Annotated in this window: 16 protein-coding genes; 14 read left to right on the plus strand and 2 right to left on the minus strand. The window is 44.9% G+C overall.

Annotated elements, in window-relative coordinates; all coding sequences use genetic code 11:
• Nucleotides 1-136 precede the first annotated feature (136 nt).
• The 5 genes from NSQ68_RS03480 (at nucleotide 137) to NSQ68_RS03500 (ending at nucleotide 7,838) form a co-directional block, all read left to right on the plus strand.
• Nucleotides 137-724 carry an ECF transporter S component gene (locus NSQ68_RS03480; RefSeq protein ID WP_342427979.1) on the plus strand — a complete coding sequence of 196 codons (588 nt, stop codon included), beginning with the start codon at nucleotides 137-139 and terminating at the stop codon, nucleotides 722-724.
• A gap of 60 nt (nucleotides 725-784) precedes the next feature.
• Nucleotides 785-2,344 (plus strand): ABC transporter ATP-binding protein, encoded by a 1,560-nt coding sequence (locus NSQ68_RS03485; RefSeq protein WP_342427980.1) that lies wholly within the window; start codon nucleotides 785-787, stop codon nucleotides 2,342-2,344.
• Nucleotides 2,345-2,517: 173 nt separating this feature from the next.
• Complete coding sequence (locus NSQ68_RS03490; RefSeq protein WP_342429059.1) at nucleotides 2,518-4,032, plus strand: MDR family MFS transporter; 1,515 nt, start codon at nucleotides 2,518-2,520, stop codon at nucleotides 4,030-4,032.
• Between the two features lie 608 nt (nucleotides 4,033-4,640).
• Nucleotides 4,641-6,140 carry a glycoside hydrolase family 68 protein gene (locus NSQ68_RS03495; protein ID WP_307352422.1) on the plus strand — a complete coding sequence of 500 codons (1,500 nt, stop codon included), beginning with the start codon at nucleotides 4,641-4,643 and terminating at the stop codon, nucleotides 6,138-6,140.
• Between the two features lie 105 nt (nucleotides 6,141-6,245).
• Nucleotides 6,246-7,838: a glycoside hydrolase family 32 protein gene (locus NSQ68_RS03500; protein WP_342427981.1), complete on the plus strand. Its 1,593-nt coding sequence runs from the start codon at nucleotides 6,246-6,248 to the stop codon at nucleotides 7,836-7,838.
• Between the two features lie 175 nt (nucleotides 7,839-8,013).
• Here the strand turns inward: NSQ68_RS03500 and NSQ68_RS03505 are convergent, their stop codons facing one another.
• The gene (locus tag NSQ68_RS03505) at nucleotides 8,014-8,478 is read right to left on the minus strand and encodes a MarR family transcriptional regulator (RefSeq protein WP_013369372.1); all 465 of its coding nucleotides are present in this window, start codon (nucleotides 8,476-8,478) and stop codon (nucleotides 8,014-8,016) included.
• A gap of 291 nt (nucleotides 8,479-8,769) precedes the next feature.
• Here NSQ68_RS03505 and NSQ68_RS03510 point away from each other — a divergent pair, with 291 nt between their 5' ends.
• The 4 genes from NSQ68_RS03510 to NSQ68_RS03525 all read left to right on the plus strand — a co-directional run bounded on the left by NSQ68_RS03510 (nucleotide 8,770) and on the right by NSQ68_RS03525 (nucleotide 11,449).
• Entirely contained in the window at nucleotides 8,770-9,198 is a 429-nt protein-coding gene (locus NSQ68_RS03510; RefSeq protein WP_307352437.1) for a hypothetical protein, read from the plus strand.
• Nucleotides 9,199-9,415: 217 nt separating this feature from the next.
• Complete coding sequence (locus NSQ68_RS03515; protein ID WP_029515813.1) at nucleotides 9,416-9,601, plus strand: hypothetical protein; 186 nt, start codon at nucleotides 9,416-9,418, stop codon at nucleotides 9,599-9,601.
• Nucleotides 9,602-9,619: 18 nt separating this feature from the next.
• Nucleotides 9,620-9,919: a spore coat protein gene (locus tag NSQ68_RS03520; RefSeq protein WP_029515812.1), complete on the plus strand. Its 300-nt coding sequence runs from the start codon at nucleotides 9,620-9,622 to the stop codon at nucleotides 9,917-9,919.
• A 189-nt stretch (nucleotides 9,920-10,108) separates the two neighbouring features.
• A complete protein-coding gene (locus tag NSQ68_RS03525) occupies nucleotides 10,109-11,449 on the plus strand; it encodes an amino acid permease (RefSeq protein WP_342427982.1) in 1,341 nt (446 codons plus the stop codon).
• Between the two features lie 20 nt (nucleotides 11,450-11,469).
• On the opposite strand, the gene NSQ68_RS03530 is transcribed toward NSQ68_RS03525, so the two are convergent.
• Nucleotides 11,470-12,102 carry a LysE family transporter gene (locus tag NSQ68_RS03530; protein ID WP_342429060.1) on the minus strand — a complete coding sequence of 211 codons (633 nt, stop codon included), beginning with the start codon at nucleotides 12,100-12,102 and terminating at the stop codon, nucleotides 11,470-11,472.
• Between the two features lie 302 nt (nucleotides 12,103-12,404).
• Between NSQ68_RS03530 and NSQ68_RS03535 the strand changes: the two genes are divergently transcribed.
• The 5 genes from NSQ68_RS03535 (at nucleotide 12,405) to NSQ68_RS03555 (ending at nucleotide 18,179) form a co-directional block, all read left to right on the plus strand.
• Nucleotides 12,405-13,376, plus strand: a complete 972-nt coding sequence (locus NSQ68_RS03535; RefSeq protein WP_342427983.1) for an SIS domain-containing protein — start codon at nucleotides 12,405-12,407, stop codon at nucleotides 13,374-13,376.
• A 28-nt stretch (nucleotides 13,377-13,404) separates the two neighbouring features.
• A complete protein-coding gene (locus NSQ68_RS03540; protein WP_342427984.1) occupies nucleotides 13,405-14,217 on the plus strand; it encodes a fructoselysine 6-kinase in 813 nt (270 codons plus the stop codon).
• Nucleotides 14,218-14,313: 96 nt separating this feature from the next.
• Nucleotides 14,314-15,027: a GntR family transcriptional regulator gene (locus tag NSQ68_RS03545; protein WP_342427985.1), complete on the plus strand. Its 714-nt coding sequence runs from the start codon at nucleotides 14,314-14,316 to the stop codon at nucleotides 15,025-15,027.
• 135 nt (nucleotides 15,028-15,162) lie between these two features.
• Nucleotides 15,163-16,746: an amidohydrolase family protein gene (locus tag NSQ68_RS03550; protein WP_342427986.1), complete on the plus strand. Its 1,584-nt coding sequence runs from the start codon at nucleotides 15,163-15,165 to the stop codon at nucleotides 16,744-16,746.
• Between the two features lie 2 nt (nucleotides 16,747-16,748).
• Nucleotides 16,749-18,179 (plus strand): YfcC family protein, encoded by a 1,431-nt coding sequence (locus tag NSQ68_RS03555; protein ID WP_342427987.1) that lies wholly within the window; start codon nucleotides 16,749-16,751, stop codon nucleotides 18,177-18,179.
• The last annotated feature ends 19 nt before the right edge of the window (nucleotides 18,180-18,198 follow it).

Here is an 18,198-nt window from a genome sequence, read left to right on the forward strand (position 1 = left end):
CTCTTATTGTCAACCTATGAAATATAATTAGGTTGACAATAAGGCTGCAGATGAATACATTTATACAGTAGCAGCTTGTATAAGGATCAGAGCTGCAATCTTATAGATTAGATAGGGAGAGGAGTCAAGAATACATATGAAGGAATCTCGTATGTTTGCAAAGTTTACAACGCTGGATATCGTACTCATGGCGATGCTGGCCACGTTGAACGGCGTCATGACCGTGTATTTGTCGCTCATTAACAAAACATTAAACAGTCTGGGAGGGCCTATCGCAACTTCCGCTATTGTTGGGCTGTACATGATATACGGTTTGTTGGCCTATTATATTATTCGTAAGCCGGGTACGGCGGTTATTGCTTATGCATTTGGTGCGGTAGTGCAGTCTTTTATGGGCTCTGCCTATGGAATTGCTTCTATTATCGCGGCGGCTGTCTGCTATATGATTGCGGCTGAGTTGGTATTTGCCTTGTTGCGGTATCGACGCTGGAACGTTGTTTCGCTGATGCTAGTCGGTGGGGCTATGGTTCCGCTGTGGTTTATTGTGGCAGCCAATATGTTTGGCTATATGCATTGGGGGTGGAAGGTGCTGACGATTGCACTGGTCGTTCGTATCCTGAGCGGCATTGTCCTGTGCGGTCTGCTGACGAAAGTGCTGGGCGATGCCTTAAATCGTACGGGACTGTTAAAACGGTTTGAACTAGGACGCGCTTCACGTGCATAGCCGTGGGTGGCTATGCATGGGGTTATATCTTCAACAATGGGGATCGAGGATATTTCAGTTATGAATGAACATAGCGATTATAATTTGAACAGTGAAATAGCCGTATCCTTGAGGAATTTTGGCTATCGGTATGATGATCAGGTCGAGCCAGCGTTACATGGCCTAACACTGGACATTGCGGTGGGCGAGCATGTAGCCATTGTCGGAGCCAGCGGAAGTGGAAAGTCTACGCTATGTCAGCTACTTCATGGCGGATTGTCCCGTTCCGGTGAGGGCGAACGGACAGGGGAGCTGACTGTGTACGGGATGGACCCCGATACCGCTGATCTGGCTACTGTCGCCACCACTGTCGGCGTCGTGCTTCAGGACCCGGATGCCCAACTGGTGCAGGGAATCGTCGAAGACGAGATTGCTTTTGGGCCGGAAAATCTGCGCGTGCCTCCGGCAGAAATAGCGCAGCGCATTGCTGCTGCGCTGGAGGCCGTCGGCCTAGCTCACGAGCGCGGCTCCTTCGTGCGCCGCCTCTCGGGAGGCCAGCGCCAACGCACCGCGATAGCTGCGGTACTGGCGTTGGAAGCGCCGCTGGTCGTGTTCGACGACGCAGCTGCGCAGTTGGACCCGCCGGCTGTCTGCGACTTCGTCCTGTTATGTCGGCGGCTCCATGCGGCAGGCCGGACGGTGGTTACCGCGTCCGGCCGCATAGACGATGGCGCGCGGGCAGCGCAGCGCATCATCGTCTTGAAGGGCGGGACCGTGCAGTTGCAGGGTCCGCCCGAAACGCTGCTGCGCGAACATGGTGCGCAGCTGGCCGCCTTGGGTCTGCTCCCCTCCTCCGCAAAGAGGGGAGACGTGCCGCGTGAGCCGGGCGCGAAGCCCGGCTCGGCGGCGGACCGCGCTGGGCAGCCGTTGTTGGAGGTGAAGGGATTGTCCTTCACCTATCCCGGTAGCCAGCGGACAGCGCTAAAGGGCGTGAGCCTTGCTCTTGCACCCGGTGAACGAGTCGTGCTGCTGGGTGAGAACGGCTCAGGTAAAACCACGCTCGGCAAGCTGCTCATGGGCCTACTCCCTGCACCGAAGGGGTGCATGTGGTGGGAGGGGCAGGATATGGCGAAGCTGCCCATTCACCAGCTGGCTACCGGAATCGGCTATGTGTTCCAACAGCCAGAGCACCAGTTTGCAGCTGCAACGGTGTGGGAGGAGTGCTTGTACAGCGTGCGCGCCAAGCTTGGTTTACGGACCGGGGAGCCGGTTCCCGCCGCATATGTGGAACGGGCGCAGCGCTTGCTGGCCGCCGCCAGACTGGAGCACAAACTGGATGCCTCCCCGTACCTGCTAAGTGGAGGCGAAAAAAGGCTCTTGAGCGTTGCAGCACAGTTTATCTTGCCCAAAAAGCTATACATTCTGGATGAGCCTACCGCGGGAACGGATTACGAAGGGGCGAATATTCTGCTCCGTATGTGCACAGAGCAGTCTACCGAAGGCGCGGCTTTCCTGGTCATCACCCACGATATGCAGGTGGCTGAAAGCTTTGCCAGCGATGTTCTGTGCATGGAAGAGGGTCATCTCTATAAAATGGAAAATGGTGAGATTTATCATACGATTACAGTTGACAAAAATTAATGATATGTAGACAATAATATATATACATCGTACAAAACAGGCGGCCTATATAGGCCGCCTGTTTACAATTATGCAGTGCGGGTAATAATCCAGTCTGGAAAGGCAAACCGCACAGTTACAACACAGTTTTTATAAGGGAAGGATTTGTGATTTGCTTGGGAAACGATAAACCCATGAAGCGCGGACTCGTGCTGACAGGTGTTCTATTAGCCACTTTTCTGGCTGCAATTGAAGGAACGGTTATCGGTCCAGCAGGGCCGACAATTGTTAGTGAGCTGGGCAACGTGAATTTGCTCAGTTGGATTTTCACGGCATATTTGCTGACGATGGCTGTGACCACGCCCATTTTCGGCAAGCTGAGCGATTTGTTTGGCCGTAAACCCATTTTTTTAATCGGCTGTTCGTTGTTTGTACTCGGCTCTTTGCTTTGTATGCTGGCTGGCAGTATGGAGCAGCTTATTATCTATCGGGCCATCCAAGGGATTGGAGCGGGTGGTGTCATTCCTGTTACCTTTACCATTATCGGTGATATATACAAAATGGAGGAACGCGGCAAAGTTCAAGGTATGATCAGCTCAGTATGGGGAATTTCTTCCCTGATCGGGCCTCTCTTGGGCGGTTATGTGGTTACCTATTTTGGCTGGGAGTGGATTTTCGGCTTTAACGTTCCCTTTGGATTGCTGGCTATGTACTTCATCGCCCGTTACTTACGGGAACAGGTAAGCAAGCGTACCGCGCGTATCGACGTGCCGGGAGCAGTGACCTTTACCATCGGGATGACGGCCCTCTTGCTCGTATTGGCACTGGGCGGGCAGTATATCGGGTGGGCTTCTCCTGAATTGCTGGCCTTGGCTGCCGTAGCCATTTTGTTCCTGATTTTGTTTTTGGTTATAGAAAAACGCGCTCAGGAACCGATGGTTCCACTAAAGTTATTTCGGATACGGGATATCGCTTTTTCCTGTGCCGCAGCCCTGTTAGTCAGCACCCTGCTGATCGGATTGACTAGCTATCTTCCACTATGGATTCAAGGTGTATACGGTGGGGATGCCGCATCGTCTGGTCTAGCATTGGCTCCAATGTCCATAGGCTGGCTATTTGGCTCTATGATCGGAGGACGCATTTTGCTGACGCTGGGCTCGCGTCGAACCTCTTTGATTGGGCTGACCTTGATTGTATTGGGAGCCTTCGTCATGACCTTGATGGGCCAAACGGCTCCGATCTGGCTGCTGTTCCTGTCTACATTGTTGTATGGACTGGGATTCGGCTTCTCGATAACTGTGTTTACGATTATTGCCCAGTCCTCGGTCGGGTTCCAGTTGCGTGGCGCGTCTACAGCTTTGAATACATTCCTGCGCACGTTGGGACAAACGATCGGGGTTGCAGCCTTCGGTTCATGGCTAAATTTTCGCATTGCTGCCCAGACAGCAGACGGACAGCTTACACAGCAAGGGGTTACGCAGAAGGATATTAACGGTCTGCTTGCACCTCATGCTTCACAGAGTCTAAGTGACAAGGTTGCCGGATTACTTCGTTCTGTACTGGAAAACAGTCTGCATTCTCTGTTCGTTATCATGGTCGTTATTGCAGTTATTAGCTGGTTTGTCGTGCTCGGACTGCGGAACCGTCCGCCGGGTACGGAAGAAGAGGCAGATCAGCGCGTAAAGACACCACAAAGAGAACACGCATAAAAAATAATATAAATCTTTCATGATAAAGAGACAGTCCGGTACACCAAATAAGGGTCCGGGCTGTCTCTTTATGTAAGGGTCTCTCCTCCTACTGATTCAGAAAATAGCCACCTCGTATAGGACCGATAAATTCCCAAGTATACAAAAAGGAGATAAAAATGCCCTATAGTTGCTATATATTCATATGGTAAAGGTAACAAAATGGTAAAAAAGTCTTAAGAAATTGTAATAAAAAATTTGTTTCTGAATTGAGCTGTAAGGTACTAAGGAACCATTTTTTTGAACCCGCTTACAAATTGGGTTTTGTATGATTTATTTTAGAACGATTTTGCATGTGAATGAAGCAACCAACCTAGCAAAATGGGACACGGAAAAAAATCAAGTAGCAATTTTTTCTGAATGCAATAGGAATGAAAAAAATGGGGATTTTCAGAAAATGACTAGGAAAATATAAGGATGAAATTCATAGAGGAACCTGTTTCCTTACTCACATAATAGGGATTTTCAGTCTATATCAATCGTTTGACATACCATATAAAATGGCCCTACCAACCAAAAAGTTGGATTTCAAATCTAGAAGCATAATTAGATTAAGGGAGATGGAGTACTTGAAGTTTAACAAATGGTTCAGTAAAGCAGCCACTGCAACAGTAGCAACTACCTTGCTGTTAGGAGGCGGCGTTCAGGCTTTTGCCGAGGAAAATGATGCATCTGATCTCAAAACAGATAATGCATTTACGCAAATTACGCGGAATGACATGCTGAATATTTTCAAACAGCAAGGCAAAGAGAAATATGAGGTTCCGTCCTTCGATGCGTCTACAATTAAAAATATTCCTTCTGCTATTGGTCGCGACAGTTCAGGCAAGCTGACTGATTTCGATGTTTGGGACTCTTGGCCGTTACAAAATGCCGATGGCACAGTAGCCAATTACAAAGGGTATAATATCGTTTTTGGATTGGCAGGCGATCCTAAAAGAGCAGAGGATACATTTATATATCTGTTCTATCAAAAAGCGGGTAATACCTCGCTGAGCGGCTGGAAAAATGCCGGAAGAGTATTTAAAGACAATGATAAATTACTTGCCAACGATCCGATTCTAAAAAATCAGTCAGAAGAATGGTCCGGTTCTGCTACGCTAACCGCTGATGGACAAGTACGTTTATTCTATACCAGCAGACAGCCCTTTGAGCCGAATAACCAACTATACGGTAAACAAACCTTGACTACGGCTCAAATTAATCTCTCTCAGCCTGATAAGGAGACACTGAAAGTGGATGGTATCGAGGATTTGAAACCGATCTATGACGGTGGTGATGGCAAAACCTATCAAAATGTTCTGCAAAGCGTCGGTGTAGATATGGATAACCATACGTTAAGAGACCCTCACTATGTCGAGGATCAAGGCCACAAGTATATTATATTTGAAGCGAACACAGGGACAGAAACCGGCTACCAAGGCGAAGATTCGCTTCAAAACTCAGCTTATTATGGCGGCAATAAAAAATTCTTCACGGAAGAGCAACAAAATTTGTTGCAAAGTCCCAAGAAAAAGGGAGCTGAGCTAGCCAACGGCGCACTGGGCATCGTTGAATTGAATGATGATTATACGTTGAAAAATGTAATGCCTCCTTTGATTGCTTCCAATTTGGTAACAGATGAAATTGAACGGGCGAATGTGTTCAAAATGAACGGTTTGTGGTATTTATTTACGAGTACGAGAGGTTCCAAGGTGACTGTAGATGCGATCGGTGACGATGATATTTACATGCTGGGTTATGTTTCTACTTCCTTGACAGGGCCTTATAAACCGCTGAATGGAACCGGTCTCGTTCTTCATCAGGATCTGGATCGTGATGATATTACCTGGACGTATGCCCATTTTGCTATCCCGCAAGGCAAAGGCAATAACGTAGTCGTTTCGAGTTATATGACTAATCGCGGTCTTTTCCCGGATCACAAATCTACTTTCGCACCAAGCTTCCTGCTGAATATTAAAGGCTCGAAAACCTCTGTTGTGAAAAACGGTATTTTGGAGCAAGGGCAAATCACGATTGATCCAACGGATGACAAAAAAGAACCTCCATATAATTATGGAAAGAAATAAGTAGGTAATGCAGTATGTCCGAAGGCGGCAGCTTGGTAGCTTACCGATCTGTCGTCCATCGGGCGGTACATAACGATGCAATGAAAGGTAAGGAGGATCGCCATAATGAAAAAAAAAACTCCCAAGAGCATTTGGATACGATCCGTTGTAATCATCACAGGCTTAACTATATTCATAGCTATGGGTTGGAGTATGTACCAACAGGGTACAGTCGAACCCCCAAAATCTGCTGCAACTCCAAAAAATCAAGCTAATCAAAGTAAGCATACAACACCGACCTATCGGTCAGCCTATCATTTTACCGTTCCGGATAAGTGGAAGAATGATCCTCAACGGCCCATTTATTTTGATGGAAAATATCATTATTACTATTTATATAATCGTGACTATCCCAAAAAGAACGGTACAGAATGGCGACATGCCACATCAACCGACCTGGTTCATTGGAAAGATGAAGGGGTGGCGATTCCCAAATATACGAACCGGAATGGAGATCCTTGGTCTGGTTCGGTCGTGATCGATGATAAGAATACCGCAGGTTTTGGAAAAGGCACGTTGGTAGCCATTGTGACACAGCCCTCCGCAGATGGCGGAAAGCAAGAACAATTTTTGTGGTACAGTAAGGATAAAGGCAAGACGTTTACTTCTTACCGCAACAAGCCTGTGATGTCCAACCCCGGTACAAAGGACTTCAGAGATCCCAAAATCATCCGAGATACTCAACGTAATCAATGGGTGATGGTCATGGCAGAGGGAACGAAGATTGGCTTTTATAAGTCTAGAAATTTAAAGGATTGGCAGTTTACGAGTGGCTTTCAAACGGAAAATATCGGGCTTGTAGAATGTCCTGACCTTTACCAGATGCGTGCAGATGATGGAACCTATCAATGGATTCTGGGCGCGAGCGCCAATAGCAAATCAACAGGCGGACCCAACACGTATGCCTACTGGACGGGAGATTTTAATGGAGAAGCATTTCTCCCTGATCACAGTGAACCTGAGTGGCTGGATTATGGGTTTGACTGGTATGGTGCAGTTACGTTCGAGGAAGGAAAAGACAAAGATAAATACAGTCACCGTTATGCTCTGGCCTGGATGAATAATTGGGATTATGCCAATAACACGCCTACCCTAAAGGAAGGCTTTAATGGAATGGATTCGATTGTTCGTCAAATTCGGTTGAAGCATACAGCGGATGCTGGATATCGCTTGGTTTCACAGCCAGTAAAAACTTTGGAACGATTCCAAACTTCTACGAAATCATTTGGACAGATCAAAGTAGACGGTGTTCACTCGCTTCCTGTAGCAGGCGATACCTATCAGTTAGAGGCGGATGTATCTTGGTCAACGATCAAAAATACGGGACTGAGGCTTCGAGAGTCAGCAGATGGCAAGCGCCATGTGGATGTCGGTGTTTCGGTGGATGGGCAATACTCCTATGTAAATAGAGCCAATACCGGGCATCCGGATCAGAGTGGGAAATATGTAGAGAGCAAGGCGCCTTTTGATGCTAATAAGAAAAAGGTCCACCTAAACATTCTCGTCGATAAAACCAGCATTGAAGTGTTTGTAGATGATGGAGAAGTAGCTTATTCCTCCTTAATATTTCCACGATTAGAGGATCAGAAAATTACTCTTTTTTCCGATGGCGGTCCGGCTATGTTTAACAATGTAGTGGTCAAACATTTTAGTCGATAGCAGATACTTATGCTGCTCGTAAGCTTGGGCATATTTCGCTCTATTCAGGTATATAAAAAGTCCACCCATGAATATAAGGGTGGACTTTTCTAGTATAAATCTAATTTACGTTTAGCACAGCTAAAAGATTGTTCATTTCTTCACAAATGATTGTTTGCTAAAATTACTATTCATTCTATTTGTGATAAGGTGACAGGTTATCAGCGCTACGACCCAATTTTTTAAGCAAGCCGATGAGTTGATCTCTTTCGGTTTCACTGATTCCGCTAAAGGCACGTTCAATCTGACGTGTATAATCAGGATAAATTTCGTCCATGACACGTTGTCCCTCGTCCGTCAATTCTGCATATATAATCCGACGATCTTGGTCGCACGGGTGACGGTGCAAATAACCGCGGCTCTCCAGCTTGTCAATAACATAAGTGACATTTCCGCTTTGTAGAAGCAGCTTTGCTCCAATTTGTTGGATGGGCTGCGCGCCCTTGTGATATAAAACTTCCATCACGGCAAAGGCCGTTGGGTTGAAGCCCACCGTTTTGATGCCAGCAACCGCATGTTCGTTTACACTTTTGAATGACTTGGCAAACACGCTATACAAATGCATGGATTGCTGTGTCACCAATGTTCGGTAATCTATCATCTTCATTCCGCCTTTATGTATGGATTTGGGCATCCTTTGACCGCTCGGCTCGGATGACCGGGCAACCATACCCTTGTTACTAGCATAAAGGGATTTACATAGCGAAAACATGCGATTTGTCACAGTAGCTGCTTTTTTAACTATTTAATTTCAAAGCATTAAAGTAAATTTTTGAAAAATAAAGGATTTGAATGTAAAAATACTGTTCTGGATGGTTATATTAAAAAAGAACATACCTAACCTAATGAACCCAAATTAACAAAATAAGCTAATTCAGAGGAGATGAAACACATGGATACGGGTTCTTTCCGTTTTCAATTTCGTGATCCGCAGCAAGCTGCTCAAGCCTGTGAAACATTAAAGGAAATTGGATACTCTGCCAGCACGAACGGTGACACAGGTCTCAATGTACATATTGAGAACCAAGATGTACTGTCTGCATTGGAAATTTGCCAAGCCTATGAAGGAAGCATGATTGAGGTAGGGACTCTTTTCTCTAAACCGGATGAATATCCCGGTTTGCAAGGAAATATAGGTGTACATAATCCAGGTTATAGCCCGGAGGACTGGATTATCCCAGCGCACACGATTAACGAGGATTGGAGTGAAGCGTATAAAAACGGTTCCTCTCAGACGTACACAACGGAGGAGCACAACGTCAGCTCTGATCAACTACCCGAGGACGAAGTGGATGGCTTTTCCGGCAGTATCCATATTTGATTTTTGTCCTAAAAGTCATGATTAGAGTTTGAGTTTTCACTGTTCAGCCCATATTAGGAAAAGTTCCTATAAGACCATTGATTATTGTGGTTTTGAAGGAGCTTTTTTTGTTTGAAAAAAACTCAGTTAGAGCTTTCGCCAGAACTGAAAATCTGTAGGATTTGCATAAATAGCAACGACAGCAGGGAATAACAATTTCAGAAAGGAGGTCTTGACCATGCAAAAATTAGGAGTTCACGAAAAATTGGAATTACATGAGCTGCTTACGTTTAAAACAACTTGCCTTACAAAAGCCCAAACTATGATTCCTTTAGTGTCAGACACAAATTTAAAAAACATTTTGCAGCAGGATGTCAACGGTGGTACACAAGATATTCAACAGCTTAGAAATCTACTTGTGTAATTTTAAAGGAGGATTAACGTGAATTCTTTTATTGAGAATATGACTGGAACGAGTCCCATGAACGATCAAGTGATCGCTTCTGATTTATTAATTTCAGCTAAAAGCGGAATTAAGAACTATGCTCTTGCGCTGACAGAGTCAACCAGTTCGGAAGTTCGCAATGTTCTTTGTGACCAATTGAGCAAAGCGGTTAATCTTCATGAACAAATCTTTAATTACATGAAGAACAACGGTTACTATAATGCTTATGATCCAGAGCAGCAAATACAAATGGATATTCAAAATGCAGATAAGGCCCTTTCTTTATCTAAAGTTTGATCGTTTGAGTTTTACTTAACTCCTCGGACAGTTTTATACATTTACAAAGCACCAGTAAACCTTAGCAGGGTTCTGGTGCTTCTTTATTCATAAATAAAGCCAAGTCATGCTCCACATGAAATATGGTGAAATAGGCAATCTTAAAATGGAGAACTCGGTCTCAAATTCAGGAATAGGGTGATTCTCTTTATGGGTAAGTCTTCGGATCGTATGCAAAAAGATAAAAAACTAAAATGGTGGCAACTAAGCTTATTAGGAGTTGCAGGTACCATCGGTACAGGATATTTCCTCGGGTCCGGCTTAGCGATTTCCATCGGTGGCCCAGCCGTACTCATTGCATACTTTTTGGCAGCGGTGGGAACGTATGTGGTGTTTGACGCCCTATCGCGCATGACGGCAGATCATCCAGAACAAGGCTCTTTCCGTTCCTATGCCCAAAAAGCATTTGGTAATTGGGCAGGCTTCGGTAGCGGCTGGGTGTATTGGTTCTCAGAATTGCTTATCAATGGGAGCCAACTAACGGCGCTATCTATATTCTCACGCTTCTGGTTTCCTCAGGTACCGATGTGGATCTTTGCAGCAGGCTTCGGGATTTTAGGGCTTGTGATTGTTTTTTTTGGTAACAAGGGTTTTGATCGAGTTGAAAATGTATTGGCCATCATTAAAATGGCAGCTATTGTTATGTTTCTGGTCTTGGCCGTTGCTCTTTTGGCAGGCTGGATCGGAGGAGGAAAATATAATCCAAAGTTCCCCATCAGTTACAAAGATTTTTTCCCTACCGGCGGTATGGGATTATGGTCATCTTTTATTTTTGCCTTTTATGCATACGGAGGTATTGAAGTGCTCGGAATAATGTCTAATCGGCTTCAAAAACCGGAAGATGCACCTAAAGCAGGAAAAGTAATGCTGATGACGCTCGTTGTAGTATACGTGCTTTCGATTGGTCTGGCTGTGTCTATGGTGCCATTAAGTGCGTTTAACCCGAAAGAAAGTCCTTTTGTGCTTGCGCTGAGCAGCGATCATCTGGTTTTTGTGCCTCATTTATTTAATGGGGTGCTTATTATTGCAGGGTTCTCCACAATGACAGCGTCCCTATATGCAGAGACATCTATGATGATTACACTTGCACAGGAGGGAGATGCGCCCACATTGTTTTCACGGAAGTGGAAGGGCAAATATCCTCTGTATGCACTTAGTTTGATCTCCGTTGGATTAATCTCAGCCATCGTAATGTCGTTGCTGCTGCCGGGAAAAGTGTATGAATATATTACGACAGCTGCAGGGTTAATGCTGTTGTATAACTGGTGCTTTATTTTGCTGTCTTCAGGTAAGTTACTGGAATCGAGCACATCTAGCAACATTAAACGCTGGATTGGATTATTGTTGATAGCTATGGCTGTGGTCGGATCCTTTTTCCATAAGCTTAGCCGCCCGGGAGTTTACATCAGCTTACTGCTGGTCTTGTTAATTGCAATATGTGACCTCATTGTACAATGGGTTCGCCGAAAGCACGGCAAGGAATCTCGTTAACATTGTCAGGGAGTTAAGCGTTAGCGTAAAAAAAGTAATTGAAATGCCTGTAGACCAAAATAAAAACCAAAACCAATGAGAGATAATCCAGACATCCAAGAGATGGTTTTAAGTAATCCGGTTTTTAGAAACCTCCGGAAAATACTTGAAGCGGCTGCCATGGTCACATCCCAGAGTAACACACCTAATACAATCGCTCCGCTAAAGATCATTAGCTGTTGTACTGGATATGTATTAGCGACGTTGGCCAGTATGGACCCGTAAATGCCAAGCCAGAAAAGGATGGAGAGAGGATTAAATAATGACATCAGGAAGCCTGCCAAAAATGAGTTGGTTAAGGTATTGCCATTTCCCCTTAATTCAGATTCTGAAATCACACCTGCATTTTTGATGCTTTCAATACCTGTATACACAAGTACGAAAAAACCAAACAACCATAAAAAAGCTTTAACAAACGGGGCATTGAGAAGGTGGATCATTCCCAAATAGACAAGCAGCATATAGATTATATCTGCGGTTATTGCCCCAAGCCCGATAAACCAAGCATGCCAAAATCCATTCTTAATACCTCGATCCAACTGTGCAGCATTAATCGGCCCAATAGGGGCCGAAAGTGACAGACCGAGAAAAATATAACTGATAAATGTATTAATGGTGTTTTCCTCCTTAATTTTTTATTGGCTGTTATGTATTTGTCTATTTTAGTTTATTCGGACAAACCCATGGGTAAGACCAATTTTTTGCGTATATTGTAGATGTAATCTCGTTATGACCAAACACTCAATAAATCAAATCCCAATAGGAGCTCTAATTCTTCGACAAAAGGATTAGAGCTTTTTGAATGTAGATCATTAAAAGTTCATTGAATAAATAGGCTTGACACTTTTGATGAAAGCGCTTATATTTATTTCATAAACAATACGTTATATAACGTTATACAAAAGGAGAGGTAAAAATGATGAATGTACAACAGACGGTTCAGACGATTTATGAACAAGCAAGTGGAGAGATTTCCGAGGTTTATTTAGTAGCTTGCGGGGGCTCATTAGTCGATATGTATCCCTCAAAATATTTTTTGGATAGTGAAGCAAAGAAGCTGGTAGCAGGCATGTATACAGCAAATGAGTTTGTGCATGCGCTGCCAAAACGATTAGGTAAAAACTCAGTTGTCATCGTGTGTTCCCATGGAGGAAACACGCCGGAATCGGTTGCGGCTGCTAAATCAGCCAAAGAGAAAGGCGCCTACACCATCGGCTTAACCCACAATAGTGAAGCGACACTGCTCAATTACTCTGATTATTCATTCCTCTACGAGTGGGGAGATGAGAGCGATGTCAAAAATAACCCGATGGCTATTATTTTGGAGCTTACTGTTGAGCTGCTTCAAGTCGCTGAAGGCTATGTGCATTATCAAGCTTTCCAGAACGGCTTGGGAGCAATCAATGGAATTATTAACAGGGCCAAAATACAAGTTGAACCGCGTGCCAGTGTATTCGCTGACAAATACCGCAATGAAGATCTCTTTTATATCCTGACCAGCGGAGCTTCCTATGGACATGCCTACGGATTTGCTATCTGTTCTCTAATGGAAATGCAATGGCTTCATGCGGCTTCAATCCATTCCGGTGAATTTTTCCACGGTCCGTTTGAAGTAACGGATAAAGAAACTCCATTTATTCTGATGATTAACGAAGGACGCACACGGGCATTGGATGAGCGGGCACAGACTTTCCTGAATCAATATGCCGAGAAAGTGGAAGTGATCGATGCGAAGGAGCTTGGAATCGGAACTATTGCCGACGAGGTTGTCGAGTTTTTTAACCCGGTTTTATTTTACAGCATTGTATGTGTTTATCGTGAAGCACTCGCAAATGTACGCAATCACCCACTGGAAACTCGCCGTTATATGGGCAAAGTAGCTTACTAAGCGCACTTACCAACAGGAGGAAACCATCATGAAAGTTCTAGGTATTGGCGATAATGTGGTAGATAAATATGTTCATCTGCGCATGATGTATCCTGGCGGCAATGCGCTTAATTTCAGTGTGTTTGCCAAAAAAGCGGGAGTAGATGCAGCCTTTATCGGAGTATTCGGGGATGATAACGAAGCACAGCATGTAGAACACATTCTCCGTGAGCTGGAAATCGACATTTCACGGTGCAGATATCACAGCGGTGAGAACGGCTGCGCACGTGTAACCCTGGAAGACGGAGACAGAGTATTTCTGGGCAGCAATGAGGGAGGAGTTACACGTCTCCATCCGCTGAAGCTGAGTGAAGATGACAAGGCCTATGTTGGCGGGTTCGACCTTATTCACACGGGCTTGTACAGTCATACAGGGCACTTGTTGCCTGAATTGGAGACGCTGGGAATCCCTCTTTCTTTTGACTTTTCAGATGATTTCGTAGATGAACAGGTGGAGAGATATATTGCGTACGCCGATTTCGCATTCTTCTCTTGCAGCCATATGACGGATGAAGAGACACAGAACTATATCCGCTCCAATCGAAAAAAAGAGGGGCAAATTCTGGTAGCCACACGCGGCGGAGATAGATCTATTGCCTATGATGGTACCAAGTTCTATTTTCAAATGCCTGATTCCGTGGACGCTGTGGATACAATGGGGGCAGGAGACTCCTATATCACCGCCTTTTTACTGAGCTTTTTGAAAAAGGGTAATATTCAGGATGCTATGGCAGAAGGCTCGAGGGTTGCCGCCCAGAGCTGTCTGGTAGAAGGTTCATTCGGATACGGCGTCCGTTACTAATAAATTTTTTTCAAATATCTTCACTTGTAAGAATATGTAACATTTGATACTCTAAGTGGGAGTAATATAACGTTATATGACAAGTGAGGGTACATTATGTTGAATTCAGATCAAGCAGAGCCATTATATATTCAATTACAAAAAGCGGTCAAAACTGCTATTCATAATGGAACATATACGCAGGGAAGTCGTATACCGACCGAAACTGAACTAAGCGAGACCTACAATGTAAGTCGAATTACCGTAAGAAAAGCGATTGCCGAATTGGTTCATGAAGGTTATCTGACCAAACGTCAAGGAAAAGGTACCTTTGTCAATGTACCCAAAATTGGGCGGAAGATTGAACATGTCATCGGCTTTACGGCTGCCTGCAAATCCAACGGCCTCTCTTCACACAGTGTGGTCACAGAACGTGAAATCATAGAAGCAGATGAGGAAATTGCACATCAGTTGCAGCTGCCACAAGGAGAAAAAGTGTTATATATTCAGCGCCAAAGATACGCCGGTGATCGACCGCTCATGCTGGAGAATAATTTTTATCCTTATGACCGATTTTCATTTCTAATGGAAGAGCAGTTAGAGGGCTCTGTATACGAACTATTGCGTCATAAATACAGCATCGATCCTAACCAACCGGGAGAAACGATATTACAAATCGCCTTGGCGGATGAATACCAGGCAAAGCTGCTGGAGACGGCCATCGGACAGGCGTTGTTCTACATGCATACGATTATTTATGATCAGCATGGAAGCCCCGTTCATGTAGGTAAGCAGTACATCATTGGGGACCGTTATCAATTCTCAATATAAATCCGTTGCCTGTTATGTAATGTTATTCAGGTACGGCGCAGCTTCTGCTTCCACTCCATGAGAGAAGCAGAAGCCATATTATAACGTTATATTACGTTATGTTATGGAGCGGATAAATAATGAGGAGGTGAAACTGTGCAAGGGAAGAAGGACACATTAGCGGACAAAGTTCTACTGTCAAATGCTATTTTTAATGGCTTAGAAAATGAAGCTTCGCCTGGGTTTATTGCACTGCGGGGAGAATGTATTGCAGCAGTGGGGCGTCCCGAGGAAGCACAAGCTTGGATAGGAACTGAAACGGTTGTCTGTGATTTGGGTGATGCTTTTATCATGCCAGGAGTTCATGACAATCATGTATTTTTTACCGGATATATGTCGATGCATCGGGGCGTGGATTTGACTCATGCAGCCTCGATTGAAGAAGCAGTGGAATCCATGCTGCAAGCGGCAAACAATCTTCCGTCAGGGAAAGATGTAACCGCTTACGGGTGGAGCGAGGAAAGATGGGGCAAGCTGCCGGAACAAAGCTTGTTGGACGAGATGTTCCCTGATCGGGCGGTAATTGCCATTAACCTAAATAAAAGCTACTGCTGGATGAACAGACTGGCTCAGGAGAAATATCAATTTTTGCCGGATCAATGCAGTGCTGAGGCACGCGCTTTGCTGCTCCAAGCTATGATGCAGGATCATAGCCTTGTCAAACAAGAGTTTGTGGAGTTTTGCCGCCTGCTGGCTGCACGAGGAGTTACTTCCATAAAGGATATTGGCTTTGACCGGCATAGCGAGCTACTGCCGATCCTAGAAGAATTGAAAGAAGCAGGAGAACTGCCACTCCGATTTCATTTTTCGCTTGAACCCGTTGTTGAACCGTTGGATATTGGCACCGGTATCAAGTATAAAGCACTTTATAATGGAGACCTTATTCGTTTTCAAGGATACAAGCTGATGCTTGACGGCGTTGTAGCCGATCATACAGGGGATATGTTGGAGCCTTACGCAGATATGCCTGAAGTCACGAACTTAAAGACGGTTGATTATGGAAAAATTGAAGCCTCAGTTCTGGAAGCAGACAGCCAAGGTATCAAATGCTGCCTAACTGCAGAAGGGGATGCTGCAATTCGCCAGGCAGTATCGATGATTGAAAAATGCCGCGAACAACAAGGGAATCACCTTATTAGACATTCGATCAGTGATCTAGAGTATCCTCATCCAGATGATCTGATTAGAATGGGCGAGAACGAAATTTTTGCCGAAGTCTACGCCCAAATCCTGCTACTGAATCCTTCTTACGAGGACGCTTATATGTCTGCTGTGGTAGGTAAAGACAATGAAAACCGCTTTTATAATTATAAATCCATGCTGGAGGCTAACGTGCCAATAACCATTGGGACTGATCTGCCTTTATTTATCACTAGTGTCCCTGATTCGCTGTATGCAGCCTCTCACCGATTATTCCCGGATGGCTCACCTGCAGGAGGCTGGTATCCTGACCAAGGGATGCCGCCATCCGAAGTTTTAAAGGCATGGACCATTAATGGAGCCAAACATTGTTATATGGAAGAGGTTACAGGTACGCTGGAGGCTGGAAAATATGCTGACATCGCCGTTTTTGATCGCGACCTCCTTAACGCATCCGCTGGGGACATCAGGGATGCCCAAGTGATATTGACCATTATGGGAGGGAAGGTTACGTATAACCATTCTTGGAATGAGGGATAAACATGAACATCAAGAATAAGAAATGGAAATTATCCTTGCCCCATAGTTATACTTTAATATTTTTGATTATTATTACAGTCGCCGCATTGACATGGATTGTACCCAGCGGTCAATTTGAGCGTCATGAAGTGACAGTGAACGGTGTGACCAAAACGGCGATCGTTTCGGGAACCTATCACACTGTACCCAAAACGGGTGAGAACGGTGATTTAAGACAGGGAATCCCCCAAATCCTTAGCGCCCCGATTGAAGGGATTATCAATGCTGCCGATGTGGTCTCTTTTGTCCTTATTGTAGGCGGCTCCTTCGGGATTATTCTGCAGACGGGAGCCATCGATCGTGCTCTGACGGCTCTTGCCAGGCGACTGAAGAATAAGGGGATTTTGCTTATTCCAATTGCCATGGTTATATTCAGTCTCGGAGGCTCTACCTTTGGGATGAGCGAAGAAATTATTCCGCTTTATGCGATCTTTATTCCGTTAATGTTTGCCCTAGGCTTCGATTCTATGACTGCTATTCTCATTCTATTTCTGGGAACGCAAATTGGCTATGTTGGTTCGACTGTGAATCCATTTTCAGTATTGATTGCCCAGGGGATCGCAGGAGTGGAGGGGAATCCACAGCTCTGGCTGAGATTTATTGAATGGCTTGTGTTTACTATGATTTCTATTGTCTTTACGATGTGGTATGCGCACCGGGTTAAGAGAAATCCGGAGAAATCCATTGTTTTTCAGAGTGATATTATAAATCGCGAGCAATTTATAAAAGAAAATACAGGTGAGGACGTCGTCTTCACGTTTCGTGACAAATTAATTATAGGTGGATTTATTGTAACGCTTGGAGCCATTGTCTGGGGAATTTTGGCCAAAGGCTGGTATATGACTGAAATCGGCGCCCTTTTCTTCGCACTCGGTCTTTTTGTCGGGGTAGTTACCAAAATGAGCCAGAAGGAAATAGCTGAGAATTTTGTAAAAGGGTGTGGAGAATTCATCTACGCTGCAGTGATTATAGGTCTCGCTCGCGGAATTCTGATCATCGCCGAGCAGGGTATGATCATCGATACCGTATTGAATGCACTCGCAAGCATCCTGGAAGGATTGCCAAGTTACTTGTTCACTACCATTATGTTGGTTGCGCATAATATTATTACTTTCCTGGTCCCATCTTCTTCGGGGGAAGCTGCACTAACCATGCCTGTACTTGCACCGCTCGGCGATCTTGTAGGCATTAATCGTGAAGCAGTAGTCACAGCGTACCAATTCGGTAACGGGTTAACCAATCTCATTTCACCGACAGGCGGAGTACTGTTGGCGGGATTGGCCATTGCCCGGATCAGCTTTGGACAGTGGCTGAAGGTAATCTTCAAGCTATTCCCCATCCTGTGGTTAGTTGCTGCTATTTTTGCTGCTATTTCGGCTGTGGTGGGTATCTAATAAACCAAGTGAGAGCCCC

This window comes from Paenibacillus sp. FSL L8-0158, assembly GCF_038592965.1.
Lineage (GTDB): Bacteria > Bacillota > Bacilli > Paenibacillales > Paenibacillaceae > Paenibacillus > Paenibacillus polymyxa_D.

Bases quoted from the DNA above. Each gene is read 5' to 3' on its own strand.
- NSQ68_RS03545 (WP_342427985.1), top strand. From the start codon at position 14,314: ATGTTGAATTCAGATCAAGCAGAGCCATTATATATTCAATTACAAAAA.
- NSQ68_RS03510 (WP_307352437.1), top strand. From the start codon at position 8,770: ATGGATACGGGTTCTTTCCGTTTTCAATTTCGTGATCCGCAGCAAGCT.
- NSQ68_RS03535 (WP_342427983.1), top strand. From the start codon at position 12,405: ATGATGAATGTACAACAGACGGTTCAGACGATTTATGAACAAGCAAGT.
- NSQ68_RS03555 (WP_342427987.1), top strand. From the start codon at position 16,749: ATGAACATCAAGAATAAGAAATGGAAATTATCCTTGCCCCATAGTTAT.
- NSQ68_RS03505 (WP_013369372.1), bottom strand. From the start codon at position 8,478: ATGATAGATTACCGAACATTGGTGACACAGCAATCCATGCATTTGTAT.
- NSQ68_RS03480 (WP_342427979.1), top strand. From the start codon at position 137: ATGAAGGAATCTCGTATGTTTGCAAAGTTTACAACGCTGGATATCGTA.
- NSQ68_RS03515 (WP_029515813.1), top strand. From the start codon at position 9,416: ATGCAAAAATTAGGAGTTCACGAAAAATTGGAATTACATGAGCTGCTT.
- NSQ68_RS03500 (WP_342427981.1), top strand. From the start codon at position 6,246: ATGAAAAAAAAAACTCCCAAGAGCATTTGGATACGATCCGTTGTAATC.
- NSQ68_RS03525 (WP_342427982.1), top strand. From the start codon at position 10,109: ATGGGTAAGTCTTCGGATCGTATGCAAAAAGATAAAAAACTAAAATGG.
- NSQ68_RS03485 (WP_342427980.1), top strand. From the start codon at position 785: ATGAATGAACATAGCGATTATAATTTGAACAGTGAAATAGCCGTATCC.
- NSQ68_RS03490 (WP_342429059.1), top strand. From the start codon at position 2,518: ATGAAGCGCGGACTCGTGCTGACAGGTGTTCTATTAGCCACTTTTCTG.
- NSQ68_RS03540 (WP_342427984.1), top strand. From the start codon at position 13,405: ATGAAAGTTCTAGGTATTGGCGATAATGTGGTAGATAAATATGTTCAT.